The sequence below is a fragment of the Yoonia sp. SWMV100 genome (assembly GCF_056108365.1).
The window spans coordinates 783334-805272 of sequence record NZ_JBWBAQ010000002.1; the positions used below are offsets into that span (position 1 = coordinate 783334).

Consider the following 21939-nt stretch of genomic DNA (forward strand, 5'->3'; position numbering starts at 1 on the left):
GTGATAAAAATCATCAAATGAACGCAGGTTTCACCTTGGCACAAAGACCATTTATCCGGCACGTCGTTTTCTTTAGCGCAACCGACAGCGCCGACGTGAAACGTATTGTCGATGGATTGTCATTGCTACAAAACATCCCGCACGCGCGCACCTTCGAGGTGGTGGAAAACAACCGCGTTGACGCGCTTTCATCCGAAGTTGACGTGGTCGTTTATGCCGAGTTTGAAAATGACGCGGCGCTACAGGCATACAAAGCCCATCCTATTTATCAGCAGGCGATCGATATCGTGCGTCCATTGCGCGACCTACGTATTGCCGCTGATTTCTGAAAATTGAACAGCAGCAAGGTAATATTTGACCGGGGGCCGTTGGGGACCGGCACTGCGTTTTTGGAACCGTCTCGCTTTATCCGGGCGGATTCACCGCAAGACGTTGATCGGGCGTTTGATGCGATACAGCGCGCCCAACAGGATGGAAAATGGCTTGCGGGATACTTTTCTTACGAGTTTGGTTACCTCATGTCGCCAAAGCTGCAACACCTGCTGCCGCCAACGCGTGAACTCCCGCTGTTTCATTTTGGCGTCTTTGATGGACCTTCGCCATCCGACACCCGCGCCGTCGATGCGCGCGCGTCATTGGCCCCAACCGAACCCGCATGGAACCTGGATACCTATTCAAAAGTCTTTGCCATGGTTCACGACTATATTGAAGCTGGCGATATTTATCAGGCGAATGTGACGTTTCCGCTCTTATCCCGATACGTGGGGGATCTGGAAACACTGTATGCCCGTTTGTGCCAACACCAACCCGTCCCACATGGCGCAATGGTTGAATTGGAAGCGACAACATTGTTGTCCCGGTCACCGGAATTGTTCTTCTCTCTTTCATCAGAGGGGCAATTGACGATGCGCCCGATGAAAGGCACCGCGCCGCGCGGACGAACACCCAATGAAGACGACGCCCTTCGCGACGGCCTTCGGGCCTCTGAGAAAAATCAGGCGGAAAACCTGATGATCGTTGATCTGTTGCGCAACGACATGAGCCGGGTTTCCGAAATTGGAACCGTCAAAGTCCCAGAGTTATTCGTCGTTGAACGCTTTGCAACGCTGCATCAAATGACATCGTGCATCACATCGCAAATCTTGCAAGGCACGACATTTCAGGACCTTTTCACAGCGCTTTTCCCCTGCGGATCGATCACCGGCGCACCAAAGGTCCGCGCAATGCAAATTATTCACGAAGTCGAAACCCACCCGCGAGAGGCATACTGCGGATCGATTGGGTGGATTGCGCCAAGCGGTGCGATGGAATTCAATGTCGCGATCAGGACTTTGATGTGTCGCAAAGACAAAAGCGTTGTGATGAACGTGGGTGGTGGCGTCGTCTACGACAGCACGGCTCCGGATGAATATGCCGAGGCGCTGCTTAAATCCCGTTTTGCTGATCTAAGCTAAAAATTCAAGCGCATGTCGTTCAAAACGGTGCGGCCACGCGCAAACATATGACTGGAAAAGTCGCACGTATAGATACAGGGGCTTCGTTCGAAAAATGGAGGCGAGTACCGGAATCGAACCGGTCTACTCGGATTTGCAATCCGGTGCATAGCCTGCCTGCCCACTCGCCTTTGATCCGTGTCACTAAGGATCAAGGTGCGTATCGTCAAGCCAATATGCACAGCAATTTGGCTTAACCGCGCAATTCTCTTTGCGGTTTGATTGCCACCTTGTCGACTTTGCTTCATTCCGCGCATGCAAGACCTTTGATCACAGTTTCCTTTCCCGCCGCCTGCCGATAGTCTACGCCGAAGACGCCGTTGATATGGAACCCTGATGTCCCGATCCATTCTTTTTGTGACAGGCACCCGCGCCGATTTTGGCAAGCTTGAACCATTGGCCGTCGCCGCGCGTGACGCTGGTTTTGCTGTGTCTTTCTTTGTGACCGGGATGCATATGCTGGACCGCTACGGTTTGACCAAAGTAGAGGTGCATCGCACCCCCGGTGTGCAGGTCCACGAATTTTTGAACCAGCGCGCAGGCGACCCCCAAGACATGATCCTCGCCAAAACCGTGATCGGGTTTTCCGATTTCGTCAAAGAACATGCACCTGATCTGGTGGTTATTCATGGCGACCGGGTTGAAGCGTTGGCTTGTGCATTGGTGTGTGCGACAAATTACGTCCGCTGCGCCCATATTGAAGGTGGCGAAGTCTCTGGTACGATTGATGAAATCTACCGGCACTGTAATAGCAAACTGGCAAGCAGCCACTTTGTGTCGTCAGACGATGCCGGTCGGCGCGTTATGGCGTTGGGCGAGGCCGCCAGCAATATTCACGCGATTGGATCACCCGAGCTGGATTTTCACGCCGGTCCGTCCGGTGTCAGCATCGCCGAGGTCAAAAGCCGCTATGCCATCCCGTTTGATGACTTTGGGATCTGCGTGTTTCACCCCGTCACGTCAGAGGCGGACACAATGGGCGCCCAAGCAAAGGCGCTGTTTGATACGCTGGATAAGTCCGGTAAAAACTACGTCGTCATTGCCCCGAACAACGATCCCGGCTCTGCCGCGATATTTGACGCAATCAACGCCCTGCCGACCACGCGGTTTCGGGTTTTGCCATCGATGCGCTTTGCCCATTTTTCCGAACTGATGAAAAATGCCAGCGCTATGGTCGGCAATTCGTCAGCAGGTGTGCGCGAGGCCCCGTTTATTGGCCTGCCTTCCTTGGATATTGGCAGCCGCCAAACCAACCGCGCTAAATCACCGTCCGTATATTTTGCCGACGCGCTGGAAACCGATAAAATCGCCGCGTTTCTGAATGCGCAGTGGGGCGTGTCCTATCCGCGCCATGATGCTTTTGGCGGGGGCAGTGCCGCCGCACGTTTCGCGTCCATTCTACAAACCGCTGAGTTTTGGACAAGCGCGATGCAAAAAACGTTCCATGACGCAGCGCAATAAGATGCGGCGCGGCGTGCTGCTGCGGCTTTATCTGGCGGCGACCCACCTGTTCCCGTTGATTGCCCGACCGATCCTGCGCGCAAGATTGGCCCGGGGGAAAGAACACCCTTCGCGTTGGGATGAAAAGCTTGGGCAGTCGTTTGCCGCGCGTCCTGATGGTGCGCTGGTCTGGCTACATGCGGTTGGGTTGGGCGAAGTGCTGTCGCTGCGCGGCCTGATTACGCAGATGGCCCGGCAAAGGCCTGACCTGTCGTTTCTGGTCACCTCTACAACCCGCACCTCAGCCGAGGTGTTTGCGCGCAACCTGCCGCCGCGCACAATCCACCAGTTTCTGCCAATTGATGCGCCCCCGTACCGTCGCCGGTTTCTGGATCATTTTAAGCCGGACTTGTGTATTTGGGTCGAACAGGACATTTGGCCAGGCTTTGTCAGTGATGCCGCTGCGCGCAGCATACCACAGGCCATTGTGGCAGCCCGCATGAACCCCAAATCGTTTCGCTCGCACCAAAAGGCGCGCAGCCTTTACCGCGACATCTATCGACAAATGCGCGTGGTCACCGCCCAAGACGGGTCAACAGCGGAACACCTGCGTAAACTTGGCGCGCAGGTCAGCGTTACAGGATCTCTTAAGCCCGCGGCCCCTGCCCTGCGGCATGATCCTGAAGAAATGATCGCAGTGGCGACCCTGCTCAGCGGGCGCATGGTTTGGGCTGTGGCACCGTCCCACCCCGCAGACGAGGCGATTGCACTGGCGGCGCATGTCATTTTGCGCCAAACCAACCCAAGCGCGCTGTTAATTATCGCGCCGCGTTTCCCCGACCGTCGCGACACGTTCCCCACTGATATGCCGCGCAAATCCTGCGGGCAGGCCCCGAACGCGACTGATCCCATTTGGCTTTGCGATACTTTCGGTGACTTGGGGCTGGTTTATCGTTTGGCGCAGGCCGTTCTGATTGGCGGCACATTCGACGCGACCGAAGGCCATAACCCTTGGGAGGCTGCGAACCTGAATACGGCCATCCTGCATGGTCCGCACACCGCTAATTTCCGCGATGATTTTGCGCAGTTGGATGCCACCCAAGCCGCCCTGCCCGTCACGACGCCAGACGCCTTGGCGCAGGCACTGACAACTGCAGATCTTTCCAATTTGGCCACCCGCGCCGCCGCCAGCATATCGGCGGCAACGCTGCGCACGCAAGCGTTAGCGGGCGACCTGATCGCACTGCTAAAGGGATGACATGACCACATTTCCGCCCTTCAAACTGCGCATCGCGCTGATGCTTTATGGTCTGCTTTGGTGGCTCCTATTGCCCTTCGCTCTACTGTACCTGCGCAAACGCGGGCGCAAAGACCCGGCATATGCCGCAGATATCAGCGAAAGGTTCGGACGCTACAGCGTACACTTGCATAATCCCGTCTGGGTTCATGCTGTGTCATTGGGCGAGATGCGTTCAGCGACCCCCTTAATACGCGCCTTGCTTGACCAGGGTGAAACCGTGCTGACGACCCATTTCACACCCGCAGGCCGCCGCGAAGCCACCCGTGAATTTGCCGCCGAAATTGCCGCAGGGCGGGTGCAAACCGTTTGGGTTCCGTTCGAGCTTGGCTTTGCCTACCGGAGTTTCCTGAAGCATTTTACCCCCAAATACGGGCTGGTCATGGAGATCGAAATTTGGCCGCGCATGATTGCAGCCTGCCACCGCATGGGCACACCGTTATTTATGTGTAATGCGCAATATCCGCAAAAAAGCTTTGACAAAGACAGGCGTGGACTTGGGTTGCGCGCGGCGTTGCTTGCCGGATTTGCAGGCGGGTTTGTCAAATCAAACGATCAACGCAACCGTTTTGCGGCGGCAGGGATGCAAAACATCCATGTCACCGGCGAATTGCGCTTTGATCAACCCATCCCGCAGGCACACCTTGATGCCGCTGCGCAGGTAAAAACCAGCCTGACACGGGGTCGCCCCGCCTTTACGCTGACGTCGGTCGTTGAGGGCGAAGATGCCATTTACATTGACATGATCCGCCAGACCAAAGGCGTGTTCTTTGTCTATGTGCCGCGCGCACCCGAGCGGTTTGACGACGTCGCAGAAATGCTGACCGACGCAGGGATCAAATTCGCACGTCGCGCCACGCTTTTTGATCCAGACCTAAATCTGCTGGGCGCCGCCCCCGACATTGACGTGCTGCTGGGCGACAGCATGGGAGAGATGTATTTTTACCTTTCGCTGGCAGACCGCGCGATTGTCGGCGGTGGCTTTGTGCCCAAAGGCGCGCATAATGTGATTGAACCGCTCGCGTTGAAAAAACCGGTGATCGTTGGGCCATATATCTGGACCATCGCCTATCCAGCCCACGAAGCGATCGCGGCAGGCGTCTGCACCTTGGCCGACACGCCCGCCGCACTGGCAAAGGTCGTCCAACACCCGCCACCCGTCACAGACGCCCAGATCGCCCGGTTTTACACTGACCACGCGGGCAGTGTCGCACGCACCCTGGCAGCGATTGACGCTGCGCTTTAGCTGCCAATATCCTCGGGGCCGACGGCGGTCGCCTTTATGATCGCATAGATTTGCTGCCCCACCGACAATTGCATCAACCCGGCACTACGCCGTGTCACCCGCGCCAGCAAATGATCATCCCCTGCTTGCAGCGCCACCGCCACGCCGGGGCCGCGCCCTTGGACAAGCGCGGTGATCGTCACGGGAAACACGTTCAGGGCGCTCATTCCTTCGGGGGCGTGCAAGGACAAAATCACGTCCTGGGCCGCGATCCGCAGGCGCAATGTTTGCCCGATCATGCCCACCTGCCCCGGCATCAAAAACCGGCCACCCGAAAATTGCAGTTCGGTCAGGTCATCGTCCGGCAACCGCCCCACCACACGCGCCGCAATCACAGCGCCAGCCGTGCGCGTGCCCAGCAGCGGCACCAGATCAGGGCGCGCCAGCACGTCACCCAGCGGTCCCGCGATCGCCACTCGGCCCGCGTCAAGTATGACAAGCGTGGTGGCAAGCCGCGCCACTTCAGAGATATCGTGACTGACGTACACGATCGGGATCTGGACCTCGTCGCGCAGCCGTTCCAGATAGGGCAAGATTTCAGCCTTTCGCGGGGCATCAAGCGCCGCCAGCGGTTCATCCATCAACAGCACTTGCGGATCGGACATTAACGCCCGCCCCAAGGCAACCCGCTGCTTTTCCCCACCCGACAATCCCGCGGGCATCCGCTGTAACAGGCCTTCAAGCCCCAGAACCTTGATAATTCTGGCCGCATCATGCGTCCCGCCATAGGTCAGATTGCGCTGCACAGTCATATGCGGAAACAGTCGTGCATCCTGAAATACATAGCCGACCCGACGGCGCTGTGTGGGCAGGTTTACCCCCGACGCGCTGTCGTACAGAACCGTATCGCCAACACAGATGCGACCGCGATCAGGCTGGGTCAACCCCGCCAGTGCATTGACCAAAGTGGTTTTGCCCGACCCCGAACGCCCAAAAATGGCGGTCACCCCCGCAGGTGCGTCAATCGCGACATTCAGGTCGAATACGCCTTGGCGTTTGTGCAAATGGATATGCAGCATTAGCGGCCCACCTTGCGGGCCATTCGGCGCGCCAACCATTCGGACACCAGCAACGCCCCCATCGACAACACCACCGACACCAAAACCAACCGTAGCACCGCGGGCTCACTGCCCGGCACCTGCAACAGCCCGTATATGGCCGACGGAATGGTTTGGGTCTGCCCGGGGATTGCCGCAACAAATGTGATCGTCGCGCCAAATTCACCCAAGGCTTTGGCAAATCCCAAGATCGCCCCTGCCAGCACGCCCGGTACAATCAACGGCAGGGTCACTGTCGCGAAAATACGCCAGCGCGACGCGCCAAGGGTCGCCGCGGCTTGTTCTAATCCGGGGTCCACTGCTTCGATCCCGAGCCGGATTGCGCGCACCATCAGTGGAAATGCCATAATCCCGGCCGCCAGCGCTGCGCCCGTCCAGTGAAACGCAAAACTGATGCCAAAGATCCGGTCCAGAAAGCCGCCCACCACGCCATGCCGTCCAAACACGACCAGCAACAGATACCCCGTCACGACCGGTGGCAACACAAGCGGCAAATGCACCATTCCATTCAAAAGATGGCGCCCAAAGAAATCCTTGCGCGCCAATAAATACGCAATGGCGACGGCCAGCGGCAACGCCACAAGGGTCGCCAGGAACGCGACCCGCAAAGACAAAAAGATGGCTGCCCACTCTGATGGACCAAAAAGGCCGTTCACGGCTGCACCGGCGGTAAAAATCCGGCCTCTGCAAGGATGGCCCGACCGTCCGGCCCGGTAACATATGTCCAAAATGCCTTTGCATCATCACCTGCGTGCAGCGCGACCGCGCCAGTGTAGCGGATCGGCGGGTAGCTGTCGGGTGGAAACGTGGCGACAATGCGTACCGCATCCGACACGCGGGCATCAGTGGCATAAACGATGCCCAAAGGGGTTTCACCACGTGCGACCAACGCCAAGGCCGCACGGACATTGTCAACTTCGGCGATTTGCGCGGCAAGCCGATCCCAAAGACCCAAATCAATCAACGCCGCTTTGGCGTAGATTCCTGCCGGAACGGCTGCTGTCAGGCCCAGTGCGATCCGGCCCTCGCCCAATGCTGCGGCAATATCAACATCCGTCAACACAACATCCGCGGCTTGTGCATCGCCAATCATCACCAACGCATTGCTCGCAAAATCAGTGACCGTATCGGGCTGCACGTACCCGCCGCTGACAAGGTAATCCATCCAGTCGTTGTTGGCCAAAAGCACCAGATCCGCAGGCGCGCCCAGACTGACCTGCCGTGCCAGCGTACCGCTACCACCATAAGACACAACCACATCCGGAAACTGCGCCGCCATCGCATCGACAGGTTCTTTCAGGCTTGCGGCAGCAAAGACCACCACCTCGGCCCGCGCGGCGGGCGCGGCCAACAACAAACAGCAGGCGATCATCAGTGTTCGGATCATCATGCGCCAACTATCAGGGCGAACGCAGGGACGTGCAAGCGTTACCCCCACTTGCGACGCCGCGACAGCAACTGTTGCACCCCCAGACGGACCTCTGCGCTGATCGCGCCTGTGCGCGGGGCGTCTTGCAGTGTTGTGATCCAATGTGCTGCGGGCGTCTGTCGGCGCTGCGGTGTCTCCCAGACAAGTGCGCGCAAAATGTCTTGGGCCGTGTCTGGTAAACGTTCGGGGATTTGCGCGCCCGTCAACGTGGCCCAAACCCCGGTCCAAAGCCGCCCGACCGACCACGGGTTATAGCCACCCCCACCCAGCACAAGGTAGCGCGCAGAAAGCCCGCGCAAGGCCGCAACAATCGCCCAATGCGCATTATTCGACAGGCAAAGGCGCGACTGCGGGTCTTCGGTCACCGCATCGGCGCCACATTGCAGCACAATCGCATCAGGGCGAAAATCTGCAACGATCGGTAAAATCAGCTGATCGCGGATCAGCGCCATATCGTCATCATGTAGCCCCGCAGGAACGGGCAAGTTAAACACTTGCCCCGCGCCGCGATCGGTCAGGGCGCCCGTGCGCGGCCAGCGGTTTCGTTCATGCACCGATATCAGCAGCGTATCCGGGTCGGCGGCGAACGCATGTTCCACCCCATCCGCGTGGTGGGCGTCGATATCGACATAGGCGACACGCGTGGCGCCATTGCGGCGCAATGACTGGATCGCCAGCACCGGATCATTCAGATAGCAAAACCCGTTGGCACGGTCGGGCATACCGTGGTGCGTCCCGCCCGCAGGCGCATAAATCACGCCACCGCGCGCAAGCAGTTCGCCCGCAAGCAACGATCCCCCCGCAGAGGTCGCGGGCCTGCGATACATCTGTGCAAACACCGGGTTTGACGGCGTCCCCAACCCGTGCCGTGTGCGAATCGCAGCGCTTACCGTTTGCGTGGCTTCGGCAGCCTGAAGCGCCGCGATATACGCAGGCGTATGAAATCCAACCAACGCCGCCGGTTTGGCACGCGGACTGATGATAAATTGGGCAGTGGGCAACCAACCCAAAGCACGGGTCAGGTCCATCACGGTGGACACACGCGGAACCCGCAACGGGTGCCACGCGCCATAACTTGAATGTCGGTAGACCTCGGACCCGATAAATCGCGGCAAAGGGGTTGTCGATCTGGCCGGGTCGTGCGTAACGTTCTGCATATCGGGTATCTAGCCCATAATCGGATCGGTACCATGACCAATATTGCGCCGCATCAATTGCCTCTTAAGCTGCGCAAAGGCGGCAAAACAGACGTACGCGCACAATTTGCGGCGCTGTGCTGGCGCGTGCACAATGACAATGTCGAAATTTGTCTGGTCACAACCCGAAACACCGGGCGGTGGATTTTGCCGAAGGGCTGGCCGATGCACAAACAAACGCCGGCACAGGCCGCCGCAACCGAAGCCTTCGAAGAGGCAGGATTGACCGGAGAGGCCATTGACCACTGCCTTGGCGTTTATAGTTATGCCAAACCTCTTAAGGCCGGGTCAGCGCCAATTGTTGTGCTGGTCTACCCCGTCCATGTGCGCAACGTCATGAGCGACTGGCCCGAAAAAGGTCAACGCAAACGCAAATGGATGAGCCCAAAGAAGGCGTCCAAAAAGCTATCCGAACCCGAACTGAAACGCATTGTTGCAACATTCAAGCCGCAGCTTTTACTGCATGCTTCGCCGCTTGCAAGCGTTGCGAAAACGCCTATTTAAAACGGCATGATCCGTTTCCACCTTCAATGTGACCAGAATCACCAGTTTGAAAGCTGGTTTCAGTCCGGCGCCGCCTATGACAAGCTGCGCGGCGCGGGCATGGTGATTTGTGATGCCTGCGGTTCAGCCGTCGTGTCAAAATCATTGATGGCGCCTGCAGTCAGCACATCGTCAGGCATCACCGCGCCAAAACCCACCGAACCGGACTTAGCCGCGCTGCGCGACCGGGTCGAAAAGACATCAGAATACGTTGGCGGATCCTTCGTCCAAGAAGCCCGCGCGATGCATGACGGCACCGCCCCAGAGCGACCTATTTATGGCGAAGCCAAGATCGATGATGCGAAAAAGCTGATCGAAGACGGGATTCCCATCATGCCTCTGCCCTTTATTCCACGCAAAAAGACGAACTAGGGTGGGATACCCTTATATTTGCGCACGGTTGCGCATTGCTCTTGGCGGGCAGGGCCATTAAGACACCTGCGAAATTGCAACAGGGGTACGACGCCCCCAAGGGATTTGTTCATGCCAACGCTTGTGATGAAATTTGGCGGCACATCGGTCGCAAACCTCGACCGGATCGCCCGTGCCGCAAAGCGCGTCGCGCTTGAGGTCGCCAACGGCTATGACGTGATTGTCATTGTTTCTGCGATGTCGGGCAAGACCAACGAATTGGTCGGCTGGGTCAGCGAGACCTCGCCGCTTTATGATGCGCGCGAATATGATGCGATCGTGTCGTCGGGCGAAAACGTGACTGCCGGACTGCTCGCCTTGCGCCTTCAGGAAATGGATATCCCTGCGCGCAGCTGGCAAGGCTGGCAGGTGCCGGTCAAGACAACATCCGCACATTCGTCCGCTAGAATCGAAGAAATCCCGACCGACAATCTGAACGCCAAATTCGGCGAAGGCATGAAAGTTGCGGTTGTTGCAGGCTTCCAAGGGATCAGCCCCGAAGGCCGGATTACAACGCTGGGTCGTGGGGGATCGGACACCACTGCAGTGGCCTTTGCTGCCGCTTTTGGCGCAGAGCGCTGCGATATCTACACGGATGTGGACGGCGTTTACACCACCGACCCGCGGATCACCAAAAAAGCCCGCAAACTAGACAAGATTTCGTTTGAGGAAATGCTTGAATTGGCGTCGTTGGGTGCGAAGGTTTTGCAAACGCGCTCGGTCGAACTTGCCATGCGGTACAAAGTGCGCCTGCGGGTGCTATCATCATTCGAAGAACCATCGGACACAGCAGGCACGCTTGTCTGCGATGAGGAGGAAATTATGGAATCCAATGTCGTGGCCGGTGTGGCCTATTCCCGTGACGAAGCAAAAATGACACTGATCTCGGTCGCGGACCGTCCCGGCATCGCCGCCGCGATTTTTGGCCCGTTGTCAGATGCAGGCGTCAACGTCGATATGATCGTGCAGAACATTTCCGAAGAAGGGCGCACCGATATGACCTTCTCGTGTCCTGTTGATCAGGTGCTGCGTGCCGAAAAGGCGATGAACGAAGCCAAGGCCAACGGGTCGATCAACTTCCATGATCTGGTTGCCGACGAAGGCGTCGCCAAAGTGTCCGTGGTCGGAATTGGGATGCGCAGCCATACTGGAGTTGCTGCAAAAATGTTCAAAATACTCTCGCAAGAGGGGATCAACATTAAGGTCATCACAACCTCAGAGATAAAAATATCTGTATTGATCGACCGAAAATACATGGAACTTGCCGTGCAGGCCCTGCATGATGCATTCGAACTAGAGAAAGCGGGCTGATCTCAGACAGATCGGTTCGCTGCATACCGGGGGACCAATGCAAGATCGGACCGAAACAGAAAGCCGCAAGCTGCTGGGACGTCTGCGCGAGGCGCTCGCTGCAAACAGCGAGGGCCAAGCGCGGCTTGACGAAGTTGTTGACCTGATTGCAACCTCGATGATGACCGAGGTGTGCTCGATCTATCTGTTCCGCGACCCCGAAACGCTTGAACTGTGCGCCACCAAGGGGCTTCAGACCGAAGCTGTGCACCAAACCCGGATGCGCCTTGGCGAAGGATTGGTGGGCCGGACCGCGAAAAGCCGGACAGTCATTAATACCGCCGACGCCCCCGCCGCCAAAGGGTTTCGGTATATGCCCGAAACAGGTGAAGAACGGTATTCATCGTTCTGTGGTGTGCCTATTCAGCGCCTTGGCGATGCATTGGGTGTGTTGGTTGTCCAGTCGAAAGCCGCCCGCGAATTTTCAGCTGATGAAGTTTACGCGCTTGAAATCGTGGCAATGGTTCTGGCCGAAATGACCGAACTTGGCGCGTTTGTAGGCGAAGGCGCAGCCCTGTCAGCGCGTCATCAGCAGCATGTGCTTTTGCGCGGATCAATCGCCCAAGAAGGTGCCAGCGAAGGGGTCGTTTTCCTGCACGAACCGCGTGTCGTGGTGACCAACCCGATTTCCGAAGACCCTGACGTCGAATTGGCCCGCTTGCGCGAAGGTGTCGAAAAACTGCGTATCTCGGTCGACAACATGCTAACTGGCGCCCGCGCCACCGACAAAGAACAGGCCGAAGTGCTAGAGGCGTACCGCATGTTCGCCCATTCTGCCAGTTGGATGCGCCGGATGGAGGCAGACGTCAGCAACGGCCTTTCCGCCGAAGCCGCCGTTGAAAAAGAACAATCGTTGGCGCGGACACGTCTGAAGCAGGCGCCTGACCCCTATATCCGTGAACGGCTGCATGATCTGGATGACCTGTCCAACCGGCTCTTGCGGATTTTGACAGGTCAGGGTGCAGCGGCCCGCGCAGAAATGCCCGAAAACGCCATTCTCGTGGCCCGCAACATCGGCCCGGGCGAGTTGCTGGAATATGGCAAGGCGCTGAAGGGGATTGTGCTAGAGGAAGGGTCCGTCGGCAGCCATGCGACGGTTGTTGCGCGCGCATGGGCGATTCCGTTGGTGATTAACGCCAAGGGTGTCACGCATGAGGCGCTTAATGGTGATATCATTCTTGTGGACGGTGATCAGGGAATCGCCCACCTGCGCCCTGACGAAGCGGTGCTATCGGCGTTTCGCGACAAACTCGCGATGCAAACCCGCGCCCAGGAACGTTATGCATCGATCCGCGATCTGCCCGCCCTGACGAAATGCGGCACCAATATTTCGCTGCAAATGAATGCCGGACTGATTGCCGACTTGCCCTCCTTGGCGGGGTCAGGGGCCGAAGGTGTGGGCCTGTTTCGCACCGAATTGCAGTTTCTTGTGCGCAACCAGATGCCCCGCCGCGGCGAACTTTCTGCGCTCTACTCGCGGGTTGTGAAGGCGGCGAATGGCAAACGGGTGGCTTTTCGGACGCTTGATATCGGGTCTGACAAAGTGCTGCCCTATATGAAACCAAACGATGAACCAAACCCGGCAATGGGGTGGCGCGCGATCCGCGTGGGTCTTGATAAACCCGGCGTGTTGCGGATGCAGTTGCAGGCACTTCTGCGCGCCGCAGACGGCGGGCCGCTTTCCGTGATGTTCCCCTTTATCACACAGATTGAAGAGTTCCGCGCCGCCAAAGCCGAGATGGACAAAGCGATGGCGCGCGAAACGGTGCTGGGGCATAAATTGCCATCCAGCCTTGAAGTCGGCGCCATGCTGGAAACGCCGTCGCTTGCCTTTGCACCCGACGCATTTTTCGAAGAGGTCGATTTTATTTCGATCGGTGGCAACGACCTAAAGCAGTTCTTCTTTGCCGCAGACCGCGAAAACGAGCGCGTGCGCAAACGCTATGATACGCTGAACATCAGCTTTCTGTCGTTTTTAGAGCACGTGATCAAGCGCTGCGAGACCACAAACACACCGTTGTCGTTTTGTGGCGAAGACGCTGGGCGCCCTGTCGAAGCGCTCTGTTTTGCGGCTCTGGGCTTGCGGACACTTTCGATGCGGCCCGCGTCGGTTGGCCCGGTCAAACACCTGTTACGGCGGGTTGATCTGACGGAGGTCAAGGCGATCATGGACGAAGCCATCGCAAACGGCGACCAATCGGTGCGTCGCGCTGTTGCTGACTGGCTGGTCTATCAGGTCTGATTGTCCACCGCTTGATGAAAGGCGTCCGCGACGGCAATGTCACCATGCGTGCGCGCAAGCTTGCGCAAACCGAAATGTACGTGCGCTAAGTCAACATAGTAATCGACGAACGCGTAATTCGTGCCAGCCCCGGCTGCCGCGCCCAAAATCGGCACGGTCTGGGTCGCAAGCTTTTGCGATAAAACAGCAGCGAACTTTGGTGCGACTTTGCTGATCAGCCCATGCACAGCGGCACCCGACAGCCCCAAACGCGCCCCGATGAACGACGTATCAACCCCATCGTCGCCCGATCCCGGCCCGCCCGCACCAAAGACCGCCAAACACTGCATCCGTGTTTCGACTGATGTGGGATCTTCGCCATATTCTTCGGCGACGTGCAGAACTGCCCGAAAGATCAGGGTGGTGGCCACGGGCAATTCGGCCAGCGCCGTGGGCAAACCACCCAAACCGCCAAATGCGCCCGACACCGCACCCATCGCCTTGTGGATGCGGTCAGACCCGATGTTTGCGCCCAACCCACCACGCGATTTGGCCGCCATGTCAAAACTATGTTCCAAGGCTTTGCGTGCGATGTCGTCCACTTGGGTACGCACTGATTTCGGCAACATCTTCATGCCGTCCTCGACCTGCCCACCAACAAACGTCACGGCCTTCATCAACACGCCCTTCGCCTTGCGTTGGCGTTGCGCGAGCAATGCAACTTTGGCCTGCGCGACCTCGTCAAGCGGCAAAAGATCAGGGTGTGCTGTCACAGCAATCTTGTTTTCCATGTCTCAAATATGGGGTTAGCCAACGGAAATGCAATCGTCTGCTTTGCGCACCTTCCCCTTAACGCGATCCCACGCCTTGTCTTTCAGGGGCAACCCCAACACGCGATCAGGGTTTGTCGGTGGCGGCATAATGACCCCTGTGAGATGATCAAATCCAAAGCGTCGATAATAGGGCAGATCGCCCACCAACAAAATCCGCGACCAGCCTGCATAATAGGCCGTATCAATAGATTTATGCATCAGCAGCGCCGCGATGCCTTCGCCTTGGCGGGTGGGGTGGACGGCAACGGGCCCCAAAAGAACGGTCACCTTGTCGCCGACATAGCACGGCCAGCAGCGAATTACGCCAGCCAGCACCCCATCGGGGTCCCGCGCGGTCCAGCACAGATTCGCAATGGGGGGTACATCGTCACGCAAACGATACGATGACAGCGCCGTGCGCCCGGGCGCAAAGCAAAGATCATAAAGAGCCTCGGCCTCCCACCAATCTTCGGGGGTTTCTTGCGCCAGAATAACGGATAGTCTTTGCATCGGGCTTTCATTTGGCCAAATAAGGTGAAACCAAGCTATCCAAACTACGCAGCAACGAAAAGGCCACATGATGTTTTATGAACCAAAAAAAGGCCACGGCCTCCCGCACAATCCGTTTAACGCTGTTGTATCGCCGCGCCCGATCGGCTGGATTTCGACACGTGGCTTGGATGGAACCGACAACCTTGCGCCATATTCGTTTTTCAATGCCGTCGCATACGAGCCACCACAGGTGATGTTTGCATCAACCAGCGCAAAACCCGACCGCGAAGGCACCAAAGATTCGGTCGCCAATATCCGCGAAACAGGCGTTTTTGCGGTGAACATTGTTGAATATGCCGCCAAAGACGCGATGAACCAAACCTCTGGCCCGTGGGATAAGGGCACCGACGAATTCGCGCTTGCCGCGATCACCAAGACCGCATGCACGACAATTGATTGCGCACGCGTGGCCGATGCGCCCGCAACGCTTGAATGCAAGCTGACCCAAATCGTGCAATTGCCCGGCGTCGCAAATTTTGCGGTGTTCGGCGAGGTCATCGGCGTTCACCTGCGCGACGACTGCCTGATCGATGGAAAATTTGATGTGACGACGTTTGGGATGCTGACCCGCATGGGCTATCAAGATTACGCTGTTATCCGCGACGTCTTTAGCCTGAAACGTCCGGGGCAGGACTAGGCCGTTACAAGAAAATACCGCCCGATTCCATACACATAAAGCACCGTGAACAGCATATTGATATATTTCAACTGCCGTTCACCGCGCAGCCACGCGCAGAAAATCCAAATCAGGCAAAACGGCAGACTGAACAGCATTGCGCCCAACTGCCACCCTTGCACCACGCAAATTGTGCTGGCAACGCCCAGCACAAATGCGACCCACTTCAACTGCTGCTCATAGGCAGCAAATGTCATCAGCGTCATATTTAAATTGTCTCGATAATGTCCGCCGTGGACCCGGCGTGTGACATCTTTCACCTAGCGCAAGTTCCCCGATTACGCAACGAGCGCAATGATATAGGCCGCATATGCCCCGACAAAGGCAAAGCCTACCCAACGCGATATTTTCCCAAAGGCGATCGCCAGAATCATCGGTGACACAGCCGCGACCAAGAAAACCATCACGGTGACGCCCATCATGTCTGTTGGCACGGCCATTGGATAAACCACTGCTGTAATCCCCAAAATCCCCAGAACGTTAAAGATGTTGGATCCGATGATATTCCCGACAGCCAGCGCCCCCTGCCCCCTGCGTGCGGCCACCACGGACGCCACAAGCTCAGGCAGCGATGTTCCCACCGCAACGATGGTTAGTCCGATCACCGATTCAGAAATATCAAAAGCGCGCGCGATCTCGCTTGCGCCTTGCACCAAAAACTTGGCGCCCAGCATGACACCGACCAATCCAACCAGAAACACGGCCATGCCACGCCAAACAGAAAAATAAGCCCCCTCGGGCAATTCGCCGGGCGCGGACTGCCCGTAGCGCAAGGTCAAAAACAAATAAACACCCAGCGTCACAACAAAGGCGACACCGGACCACCGCCCGATGTCGCCAGTCAGGATCAACCCCGCGCATAGAAAGGTGACAGCAACCATGACGATGCCGTCGCGCTCTAACAGCATGCGTCCCGATATCGCGCCCATCGCCGCGGTCACGCCTAAAATCAGAAGAATGTTCGCGATGTTACTGCCGACCACGTTGCCCAGCGCGATACCAGGCAGCCCCTGTTGGGCAGCGATCAGGCTGGTCAACAATTCCGGGACCGAGGTGCCAAACCCCACCAGTGTCAAACCAATCACAAACGGCGACAGCCCCGCCCGTTGCGCCACACCAACAGCACCCCGCACCAACATATCGCCAAAAACCACAAGTGCGGCAAGGCCAGCCAGCACCAACATGACGTCCATCAACATTCGATATTCCCCGACCCAAAGACGCGCTGTGCGGCGCCACCGGCCAATGGACGCCACACTCAGGTGTGACGTGTCGCGCCCATTTGCAAGAGGTCAGTGCCCGCCGATAATACCTATTTTTACACCGTAATCGACGGCCAGCGCATAATCTGGATCATCGTCACTATCCACGATCAAATGGCCCGCCTTAGACAGCAAGCGATGGCAATCGCGGCTGAGGTGACGCAGTTGAATGCGCTTGCCAGCGGCCTCGTATTTCGCTGCTACAGCCTCGATCGCTTGCAAAGCAGATTGATCGACGACGCGGCTGTCGGCAAAGTCGATGATGACCAGCGATGGATCGGATTCAATCTGAAACAGTTCGGCGAAACCATCCGAAGACCCAAAGAACAGCGGTCCTTGTACTTGGTACACTTTGGCACCTTCAGGTGTGTCGTATGTTTTGGCGTGGATACGGCGTGCGTTGCCCCATGCATAGGCCAATGCCGATACGATCACACCAACCACAACCGCGGTGGCAAGGTCGGTCGCAACGGTGACAACCGTCACCAGAATCGTCACAAAAGCATCGGTCCGTGGAACCTTTCGCAATATGCGCAAGGAATTCCATGCAAAGGTGCCTATCACGACCATGAACATAACGCCAACCAGTGCAGCCAGCGGAATACGTTCGATCAGACTGCTGGCGAACAAGATAAACGCAAGCAGGAACAACGCCGCAGCAACGCCAGCAACGCGGGTGCGTCCACCTGATTTCACGTTGATCATCGACTGACCGATCATCGCACAACCGCCCATCCCGCCGAAAAATCCTGTAACAGTGTTTGCGGCACCTTGAGCGATACATTCTTGGCTTGCGCCCCCGCGATTGCCGGTCATTTCACCAACAAGGTTCAGCGTCAGCAAGCTTTCGATCAGACCAATTGCGGCCAGGATCAACGCGTAAGGGCCGATGATCAGCAGTGTATCCCACGTCAGCGGCAACATTGGAATATGGAACGGTGGCAATCCACCTTCGATGCTGGCCAAATCACCCACCAGCGGCACATCCAGCCCGAAACCGATCACTATCGCCGCGACGATTCCAATACCTGCAAGCGGAGCAGGGATAATTTTGGTCACTTTAGGCATCACCCAAATGATCGCCATCGTCAGCGCGACCAGCATCAGCATAAGCGCCATGGGACCGCCCGATAACCATTCCCCACCGCCCATGCCATGGCCGACTGCCTCGGCAGAGCCGGGAACCTTGAACTGACCCAATTGCGCCAGAAAAATCACAATCGCCAAACCGTTGACAAAGCCCAGCATCACCGGATGCGGCACAAGGCGGATGAATTTACCCCACCGCATGACGCCTACGAAAATTTGGATCAAGCCCATCAGAACGACAGTCGCGAACAGATATTCAACACCGTGCTGCGCGACCAGACTGACCATCACAACGGCCAACGCCCCTGTCGCACCCGATATCATACCCGGACGCCCACCGATCAACGCCGTGATCAGGCCGACGATAAAAGCAGCATAAAGTCCGACCAGCGGATCAACCCCGGCAACAAAGGCAAATGCCACTGCTTCGGGAACCAACGCCAATGCAACCGTGAGGCCGGACAACAGGTCCGTACGCAATTGCGCGGGGGTCAAAGGGGCATTCGGATCACTGATCGACAAATTCTCGACGAAACTCGCCAAAAGTGCGCGGGCCATTAGATTTCCTGACAAAATGGGGCTGTTTGGGCAGCCCTAGCTTACCCTTGGCAGAATGTCACCCCTTCAGCGGGCCGCTCTTCTTGGTGTTGCCACAACGGCACGGCGCTTGGGCTTTCCTTTCCATCCGTAGCACGACAAACTCTGGTCAACGCAGCAACACGAGGGGCGCAATATGGAAACCAAGATCGGAATTATTGGCGGATCAGGCCTCTATGATATGGAAGGGCTGCAAAATGCTGAATGGGTGACAGTCGCCAGTCCATGGGGCATCCCGTCGGATGCGATTTTGACAGGGACCTTGAACGGTGTCGCGATGGCATTTTTACCGCGCCACGGACGCGGGCATGTACATTCGCCCACCACGGTCCCCTACCGCGCAAACATCGACGCGCTCAAACGTCTGGGCGTCACTGACATCATCAGCGTCAGCGCCTGCGGGTCGTTTCGCGAAGAGCTTGCACCGGGTGATTTTGTCATCGTTGACCAGTTCATTGATCGGACCTTTGCGCGGGAAAAATCATTCTTCGGGACTGGCTGCGTTGCCCATGTCAGCGTCGCACATCCAACCTGTGAACGCCTGTCTGACGCTTGCGAAACCGCCGGGCGCGACGCGGGCATTACCATACATCGTGGTGGCACCTATCTGGCAATGGAAGGCCCGCAGTTTTCATCGATGGCCGAAAGCAAACTGTACCGGTCCTGGGGCTGCGATGTCATCGGGATGACAAATATGCCCGAGGCCAAGCTCGCCCGCGAAGCTGAAATTTGTTATGCCTCTGTCGCCATGATCACTGACTATGACAGCTGGCACCCAGACCACGGCGCGGTCGACATCACGGAAATCATCGCCACATTGCAGGGTAACGGCACCAAGGCCCGCGATCTTGTCGCGCGCCTGCCGGCGCTTTTGGGCGCCACGCGCGCCCCTTGCCCGCACGGCTGTGATCAGGCATTGGAGTACGCGATTATGACCGCCCCCGATAAACGCGACCCAGCGCTTGTCGCCAAACTTGATGCCGTTGCAGGCCGCGTCCTTTAGAAAGCTCCCGATGAAAACCGTCCAAGACTATATCCGCACCATTCCCGACTTTCCTCATGCCGGGATCATGTTCCGTGACGTGACGACACTGTTCAGCGACCCACGCGGTTTCCGGATGGCGATTGATCAGCTTTTGCACCCCTACGCAGGACAGCCCATCGACAAGGTCGTCGGGCTTGAAGCGCGCGGATTTATATTGGGCGGGGCTATTGCGCACCAACTGTCACTTGGCTTTGTGCCGATCCGCAAAAAGGGCAAGCTCCCCGGCGCAACAATCGAGCAGGCCTATCAGCTTGAATACGGCGAGGCGGTTGTCGAAATCCACGATGACGCGCTGCAACCGGGCGAAAGGGTACTATTGGTCGATGACCTGCTTGCCACAGGCGGGACCGCCGAAGCGGGCATCAAACTGATCGAACGCTTGGGGGCAGAAGTCACCGGCTGCGCCTTTGTCGTTGATCTGCCCGAATTGGGCGGGCGGCAGCGTCTTGAAAAATTAGGTATGGACGTACATGCTTTATGCGCCTTTGAAGGCGCGTAACCCTGCGATGATCACGCCGCCAAAAAGCGCGTTATCTTAAGAATGGTGTCGCCAATCCAGCCGGCCGCGCAAATCGCAACGCGCGGCAGCAACGCCCCTTTGGTGACGTCTACGACACGACGCATCGATGTTCACAAACGACTGTTTTGTTTTTGGCGATCCGTTTTCGGTGCAACAAGCCCGATATCCGCGTCTGTCCTGACACCCCAACTGGATCTGCGGTGTCAGGGGTTTCCTTTGATAGGATTAAAGCCACGGCGCTAGGGTTTACCGCGCAAAACGGCGCCCGGGTTCATAATGCCCAGCGGATCAAGCGCGTCCTTGATCGCGCGAAGCATCGCCAGCTTGGCGGGATCACCGTATTTTTCAAGATCATGCACTTTCAACCGGCCAATCCCGTGTTCGGCGCTCACAGAGCCATCCATCTGTGCGACAAGATCGTGCACCGTCTGTTTGACCGCGCCACGCAGGTGGTCATCGTCCGCGCGTGTGCGACCTTTGGCCGGAAACACGTTGTAGTGCAGATTGCCGTCGCCCAAATGTCCAAAACAGTTGATGCGAAAATCGCCGACCGCCGCCAAAGCCTGCTCACCCTGCGCTATAAACGCGGGAATTGCGCTGAGCGGCAGTGAAATATCGTGCGAACTGACCGATCCGATCCGTCTGTTCGCTTCTGGAATGTTCTCGCGGATATTCCAGAAATCCTGTCGCTGGCTCTGGCTTTGGGCAATCACGCCGTCGGTCACAAGGCCCTGGCCGAATCCGGCTTCGAACAGGTTTTCCAGCGCGGTTTGCGGGTCCAGTCCAGCGGGCAAACCCACGTCGATCAGCACAAACCATTCGGGTATGTCATCAAAAGGTTGGCGCAATTGCGGGCCGACTTCGGCCAGAAAGTCGATCCCTTGCCGATGCATGATTTCAAACGCCGAAATCCCATCCCCGATCTGGGCACCTGCTAGCGCCAGCAAATCCAGCGCAGCCTGCGGTGACGGCACCGCCATCATCGCAGCCCCCACCCCCACCGGACGCGGTGCCAGTTTCAGGGCTGCGGCGGTAATGATACCAAGCGCGCCTTCCGATCCAATCATCAGGTTGCGCAGATCAAACCCAGTGTTGTCTTTGCGTAACCGCGTCAGCCCGTGCCAAATTGTGCCGTCGGGGCGCACCACCTCTAGCCCCAGACACAAGGCGCGCGCATTGCCATAGCGTAAAACGTTCACACCGCCAGCATTCGTCGCGAGCAGGCCGCCGATCCGCGCTGATCCTTCTGACGCGAGCGACAGTGGAAACAACCGATCGATGTCAGCCGCCGCTTTTTGCACCTCTGCCAAGATGACACCCGCGTCACAGACCAACACGTTCTCGGACGGGTAGACGGCACGAATACGATTCATCCGCTCTAATGACAGGATCACCGGTTTGGGCCCTTGCGCCATCAGCTGCCCGCCCACCAAACCGGTCCCGCCACCATAGGGGATCACGCCGATGCGGGCATCAGCACAGGCCGCAACCAGTTGCGCGACCTCTTGTGTACTGCCGGGGGCAACGACAAGGCCCTGCCCTGCAAATCGGCCGCGTGGCTCTGAAAGATAGCCAGCGGCGTCATCCTTGAATGCGGCTGCGGGCAACATGGCGCGCAACGCCTGTTCAAAGGTGGGTGTGACCGGGTTCAACATAGGACTAT

The 21939-nt window shown here is 57.6% G+C and carries 22 protein-coding genes and 1 tRNA gene; 12 read left to right on the forward strand and 11 right to left on the reverse strand.

Annotation, left to right across the window (positions count from 1 at the left end; all coding sequences use genetic code 11):
• Positions 1–35 precede the first annotated feature (35 nt).
• Complete coding sequence (locus ACXJGX_RS03965; RefSeq protein WP_474778837.1) at positions 36–329, forward strand: Dabb family protein; 294 nt, start codon at positions 36–38, stop codon at positions 327–329.
• 3 nt (positions 330–332) lie between these two features.
• A complete protein-coding gene (locus tag ACXJGX_RS03970; RefSeq protein WP_474778839.1) occupies positions 333–1454 on the forward strand; it encodes an aminodeoxychorismate synthase component I in 1122 nt (373 codons plus the stop codon).
• Positions 1455–1549: 95 nt separating this feature from the next.
• Here ACXJGX_RS03970 and ACXJGX_RS03975 read toward each other — a convergent pair.
• A tRNA-Cys gene (locus ACXJGX_RS03975) sits at positions 1550–1623 on the reverse strand.
• 206 nt (positions 1624–1829) lie between these two features.
• On the opposite strand from ACXJGX_RS03975, the gene neuC reads away from it, so the two are divergent.
• The 3 genes from neuC to ACXJGX_RS03990 are packed head-to-tail and all read left to right on the forward strand — an operon-like array spanning position 1830 to position 5476.
• A complete protein-coding gene (gene neuC / locus ACXJGX_RS03980) occupies positions 1830–2954 on the forward strand; it encodes a UDP-N-acetylglucosamine 2-epimerase (RefSeq protein ID WP_474778841.1) in 1125 nt (374 codons plus the stop codon).
• Positions 2938–4191 carry a 3-deoxy-D-manno-octulosonic acid transferase gene (locus tag ACXJGX_RS03985; RefSeq protein ID WP_474778843.1) on the forward strand — a complete coding sequence of 418 codons (1254 nt, stop codon included), beginning with the start codon at positions 2938–2940 and terminating at the stop codon, positions 4189–4191. Before neuC ends, ACXJGX_RS03985 begins: the two co-directional genes overlap by 17 nt.
• 1 nt (position 4192) lies before the next feature.
• On the forward strand, positions 4193–5476 hold the full coding sequence (locus tag ACXJGX_RS03990; protein ID WP_474778845.1) for a 3-deoxy-D-manno-octulosonic acid transferase: 1284 nt from the start codon (positions 4193–4195) through the stop codon (positions 5474–5476).
• Here ACXJGX_RS03990 and modC read toward each other — a convergent pair.
• From modC to ACXJGX_RS04010, 4 genes are read right to left on the reverse strand one after another with little or no spacing between them, the layout of a single operon-like run.
• Entirely contained in the window at positions 5473–6534 is a 1062-nt protein-coding gene (gene modC / locus ACXJGX_RS03995; protein ID WP_474778847.1) for a molybdenum ABC transporter ATP-binding protein, read from the reverse strand. The genes ACXJGX_RS03990 and modC overlap by 4 nt on opposite strands.
• On the reverse strand, positions 6534–7229 hold the full coding sequence (modB, locus tag ACXJGX_RS04000) for a molybdate ABC transporter permease subunit (protein ID WP_474778849.1): 696 nt from the start codon (positions 7227–7229) through the stop codon (positions 6534–6536). The genes modC and modB overlap by 1 nt, the downstream gene beginning before the upstream one ends.
• A complete protein-coding gene (gene modA, locus ACXJGX_RS04005) occupies positions 7226–7963 on the reverse strand; it encodes a molybdate ABC transporter substrate-binding protein (RefSeq protein ID WP_474778851.1) in 738 nt (245 codons plus the stop codon). Before modA ends, modB begins: the two co-directional genes overlap by 4 nt.
• A gap of 38 nt (positions 7964–8001) precedes the next feature.
• A complete protein-coding gene (locus tag ACXJGX_RS04010) occupies positions 8002–9159 on the reverse strand; it encodes an acetoin utilization protein AcuC (RefSeq protein WP_474778853.1) in 1158 nt (385 codons plus the stop codon).
• Between the two features lie 33 nt (positions 9160–9192).
• Here ACXJGX_RS04010 and ACXJGX_RS04015 point away from each other — a divergent pair, with 33 nt between their 5' ends.
• The 4 genes from ACXJGX_RS04015 to ptsP all read left to right on the forward strand — a co-directional run bounded on the left by ACXJGX_RS04015 (position 9193) and on the right by ptsP (position 13744).
• Positions 9193–9702, forward strand: a complete 510-nt coding sequence (locus ACXJGX_RS04015) for an NUDIX hydrolase (protein WP_474778855.1) — start codon at positions 9193–9195, stop codon at positions 9700–9702.
• A 6-nt stretch (positions 9703–9708) separates the two neighbouring features.
• Positions 9709–10113 carry a DUF1178 family protein gene (locus ACXJGX_RS04020; RefSeq protein WP_474778857.1) on the forward strand — a complete coding sequence of 135 codons (405 nt, stop codon included), beginning with the start codon at positions 9709–9711 and terminating at the stop codon, positions 10111–10113.
• Positions 10114–10224: 111 nt separating this feature from the next.
• Entirely contained in the window at positions 10225–11463 is a 1239-nt protein-coding gene (locus tag ACXJGX_RS04025) for an aspartate kinase (protein ID WP_474778859.1), read from the forward strand.
• A gap of 37 nt (positions 11464–11500) precedes the next feature.
• A complete protein-coding gene (ptsP, locus tag ACXJGX_RS04030; RefSeq protein ID WP_474778861.1) occupies positions 11501–13744 on the forward strand; it encodes a phosphoenolpyruvate--protein phosphotransferase in 2244 nt (747 codons plus the stop codon).
• Here ptsP and ACXJGX_RS04035 read toward each other — a convergent pair.
• A complete protein-coding gene (locus ACXJGX_RS04035; RefSeq protein ID WP_474778863.1) occupies positions 13735–14514 on the reverse strand; it encodes an EcsC family protein in 780 nt (259 codons plus the stop codon). The two genes, ptsP and ACXJGX_RS04035, sit on opposite strands and share 10 nt — an antisense overlap.
• Before the next feature lie 15 nt (positions 14515–14529).
• The gene (locus tag ACXJGX_RS04040) at positions 14530–15045 is read right to left on the reverse strand and encodes a GNAT family N-acetyltransferase (RefSeq protein ID WP_474778865.1); all 516 of its coding nucleotides are present in this window, start codon (positions 15043–15045) and stop codon (positions 14530–14532) included.
• A 70-nt stretch (positions 15046–15115) separates the two neighbouring features.
• Between ACXJGX_RS04040 and ACXJGX_RS04045 the strand changes: the two genes are divergently transcribed.
• Positions 15116–15724, forward strand: coding sequence for a flavin reductase family protein (locus tag ACXJGX_RS04045; RefSeq protein WP_474779194.1), 609 nt, complete (start codon positions 15116–15118; stop codon positions 15722–15724).
• On the opposite strand, the gene ACXJGX_RS04050 is transcribed toward ACXJGX_RS04045, so the two are convergent.
• The 3 genes from ACXJGX_RS04050 to ACXJGX_RS04060 form a co-directional block, all read right to left on the reverse strand.
• A complete protein-coding gene (locus tag ACXJGX_RS04050) occupies positions 15721–15969 on the reverse strand; it encodes a peptidase (protein ID WP_474778867.1) in 249 nt (82 codons plus the stop codon). The two genes, ACXJGX_RS04045 and ACXJGX_RS04050, sit on opposite strands and share 4 nt — an antisense overlap.
• A 72-nt stretch (positions 15970–16041) precedes the next feature.
• Positions 16042–16962, reverse strand: a complete 921-nt coding sequence (locus ACXJGX_RS04055; protein ID WP_474778869.1) for a calcium/sodium antiporter — start codon at positions 16960–16962, stop codon at positions 16042–16044.
• Positions 16963–17055: 93 nt separating this feature from the next.
• Positions 17056–18672 (reverse strand): SulP family inorganic anion transporter, encoded by a 1617-nt coding sequence (locus ACXJGX_RS04060; RefSeq protein WP_474778871.1) that lies wholly within the window; start codon positions 18670–18672, stop codon positions 17056–17058.
• Between the two features lie 175 nt (positions 18673–18847).
• Here ACXJGX_RS04060 and ACXJGX_RS04065 point away from each other — a divergent pair, with 175 nt between their 5' ends.
• Together ACXJGX_RS04065 and ACXJGX_RS04070 are read left to right on the forward strand one after the other, a co-directional pair.
• A complete protein-coding gene (locus ACXJGX_RS04065; RefSeq protein ID WP_474778872.1) occupies positions 18848–19714 on the forward strand; it encodes an S-methyl-5'-thioadenosine phosphorylase in 867 nt (288 codons plus the stop codon).
• 10 nt (positions 19715–19724) lie between these two features.
• Complete coding sequence (locus ACXJGX_RS04070; RefSeq protein WP_474778874.1) at positions 19725–20255, forward strand: adenine phosphoribosyltransferase; 531 nt, start codon at positions 19725–19727, stop codon at positions 20253–20255.
• 260 nt (positions 20256–20515) lie between these two features.
• Here the strand turns inward: ACXJGX_RS04070 and ACXJGX_RS04075 are convergent, their stop codons facing one another.
• Positions 20516–21931, reverse strand: a complete 1416-nt coding sequence (locus ACXJGX_RS04075) for an FAD-binding oxidoreductase (protein WP_474778876.1) — start codon at positions 21929–21931, stop codon at positions 20516–20518.
• Between the last annotated feature and the right edge of the window lie 8 nt (positions 21932–21939).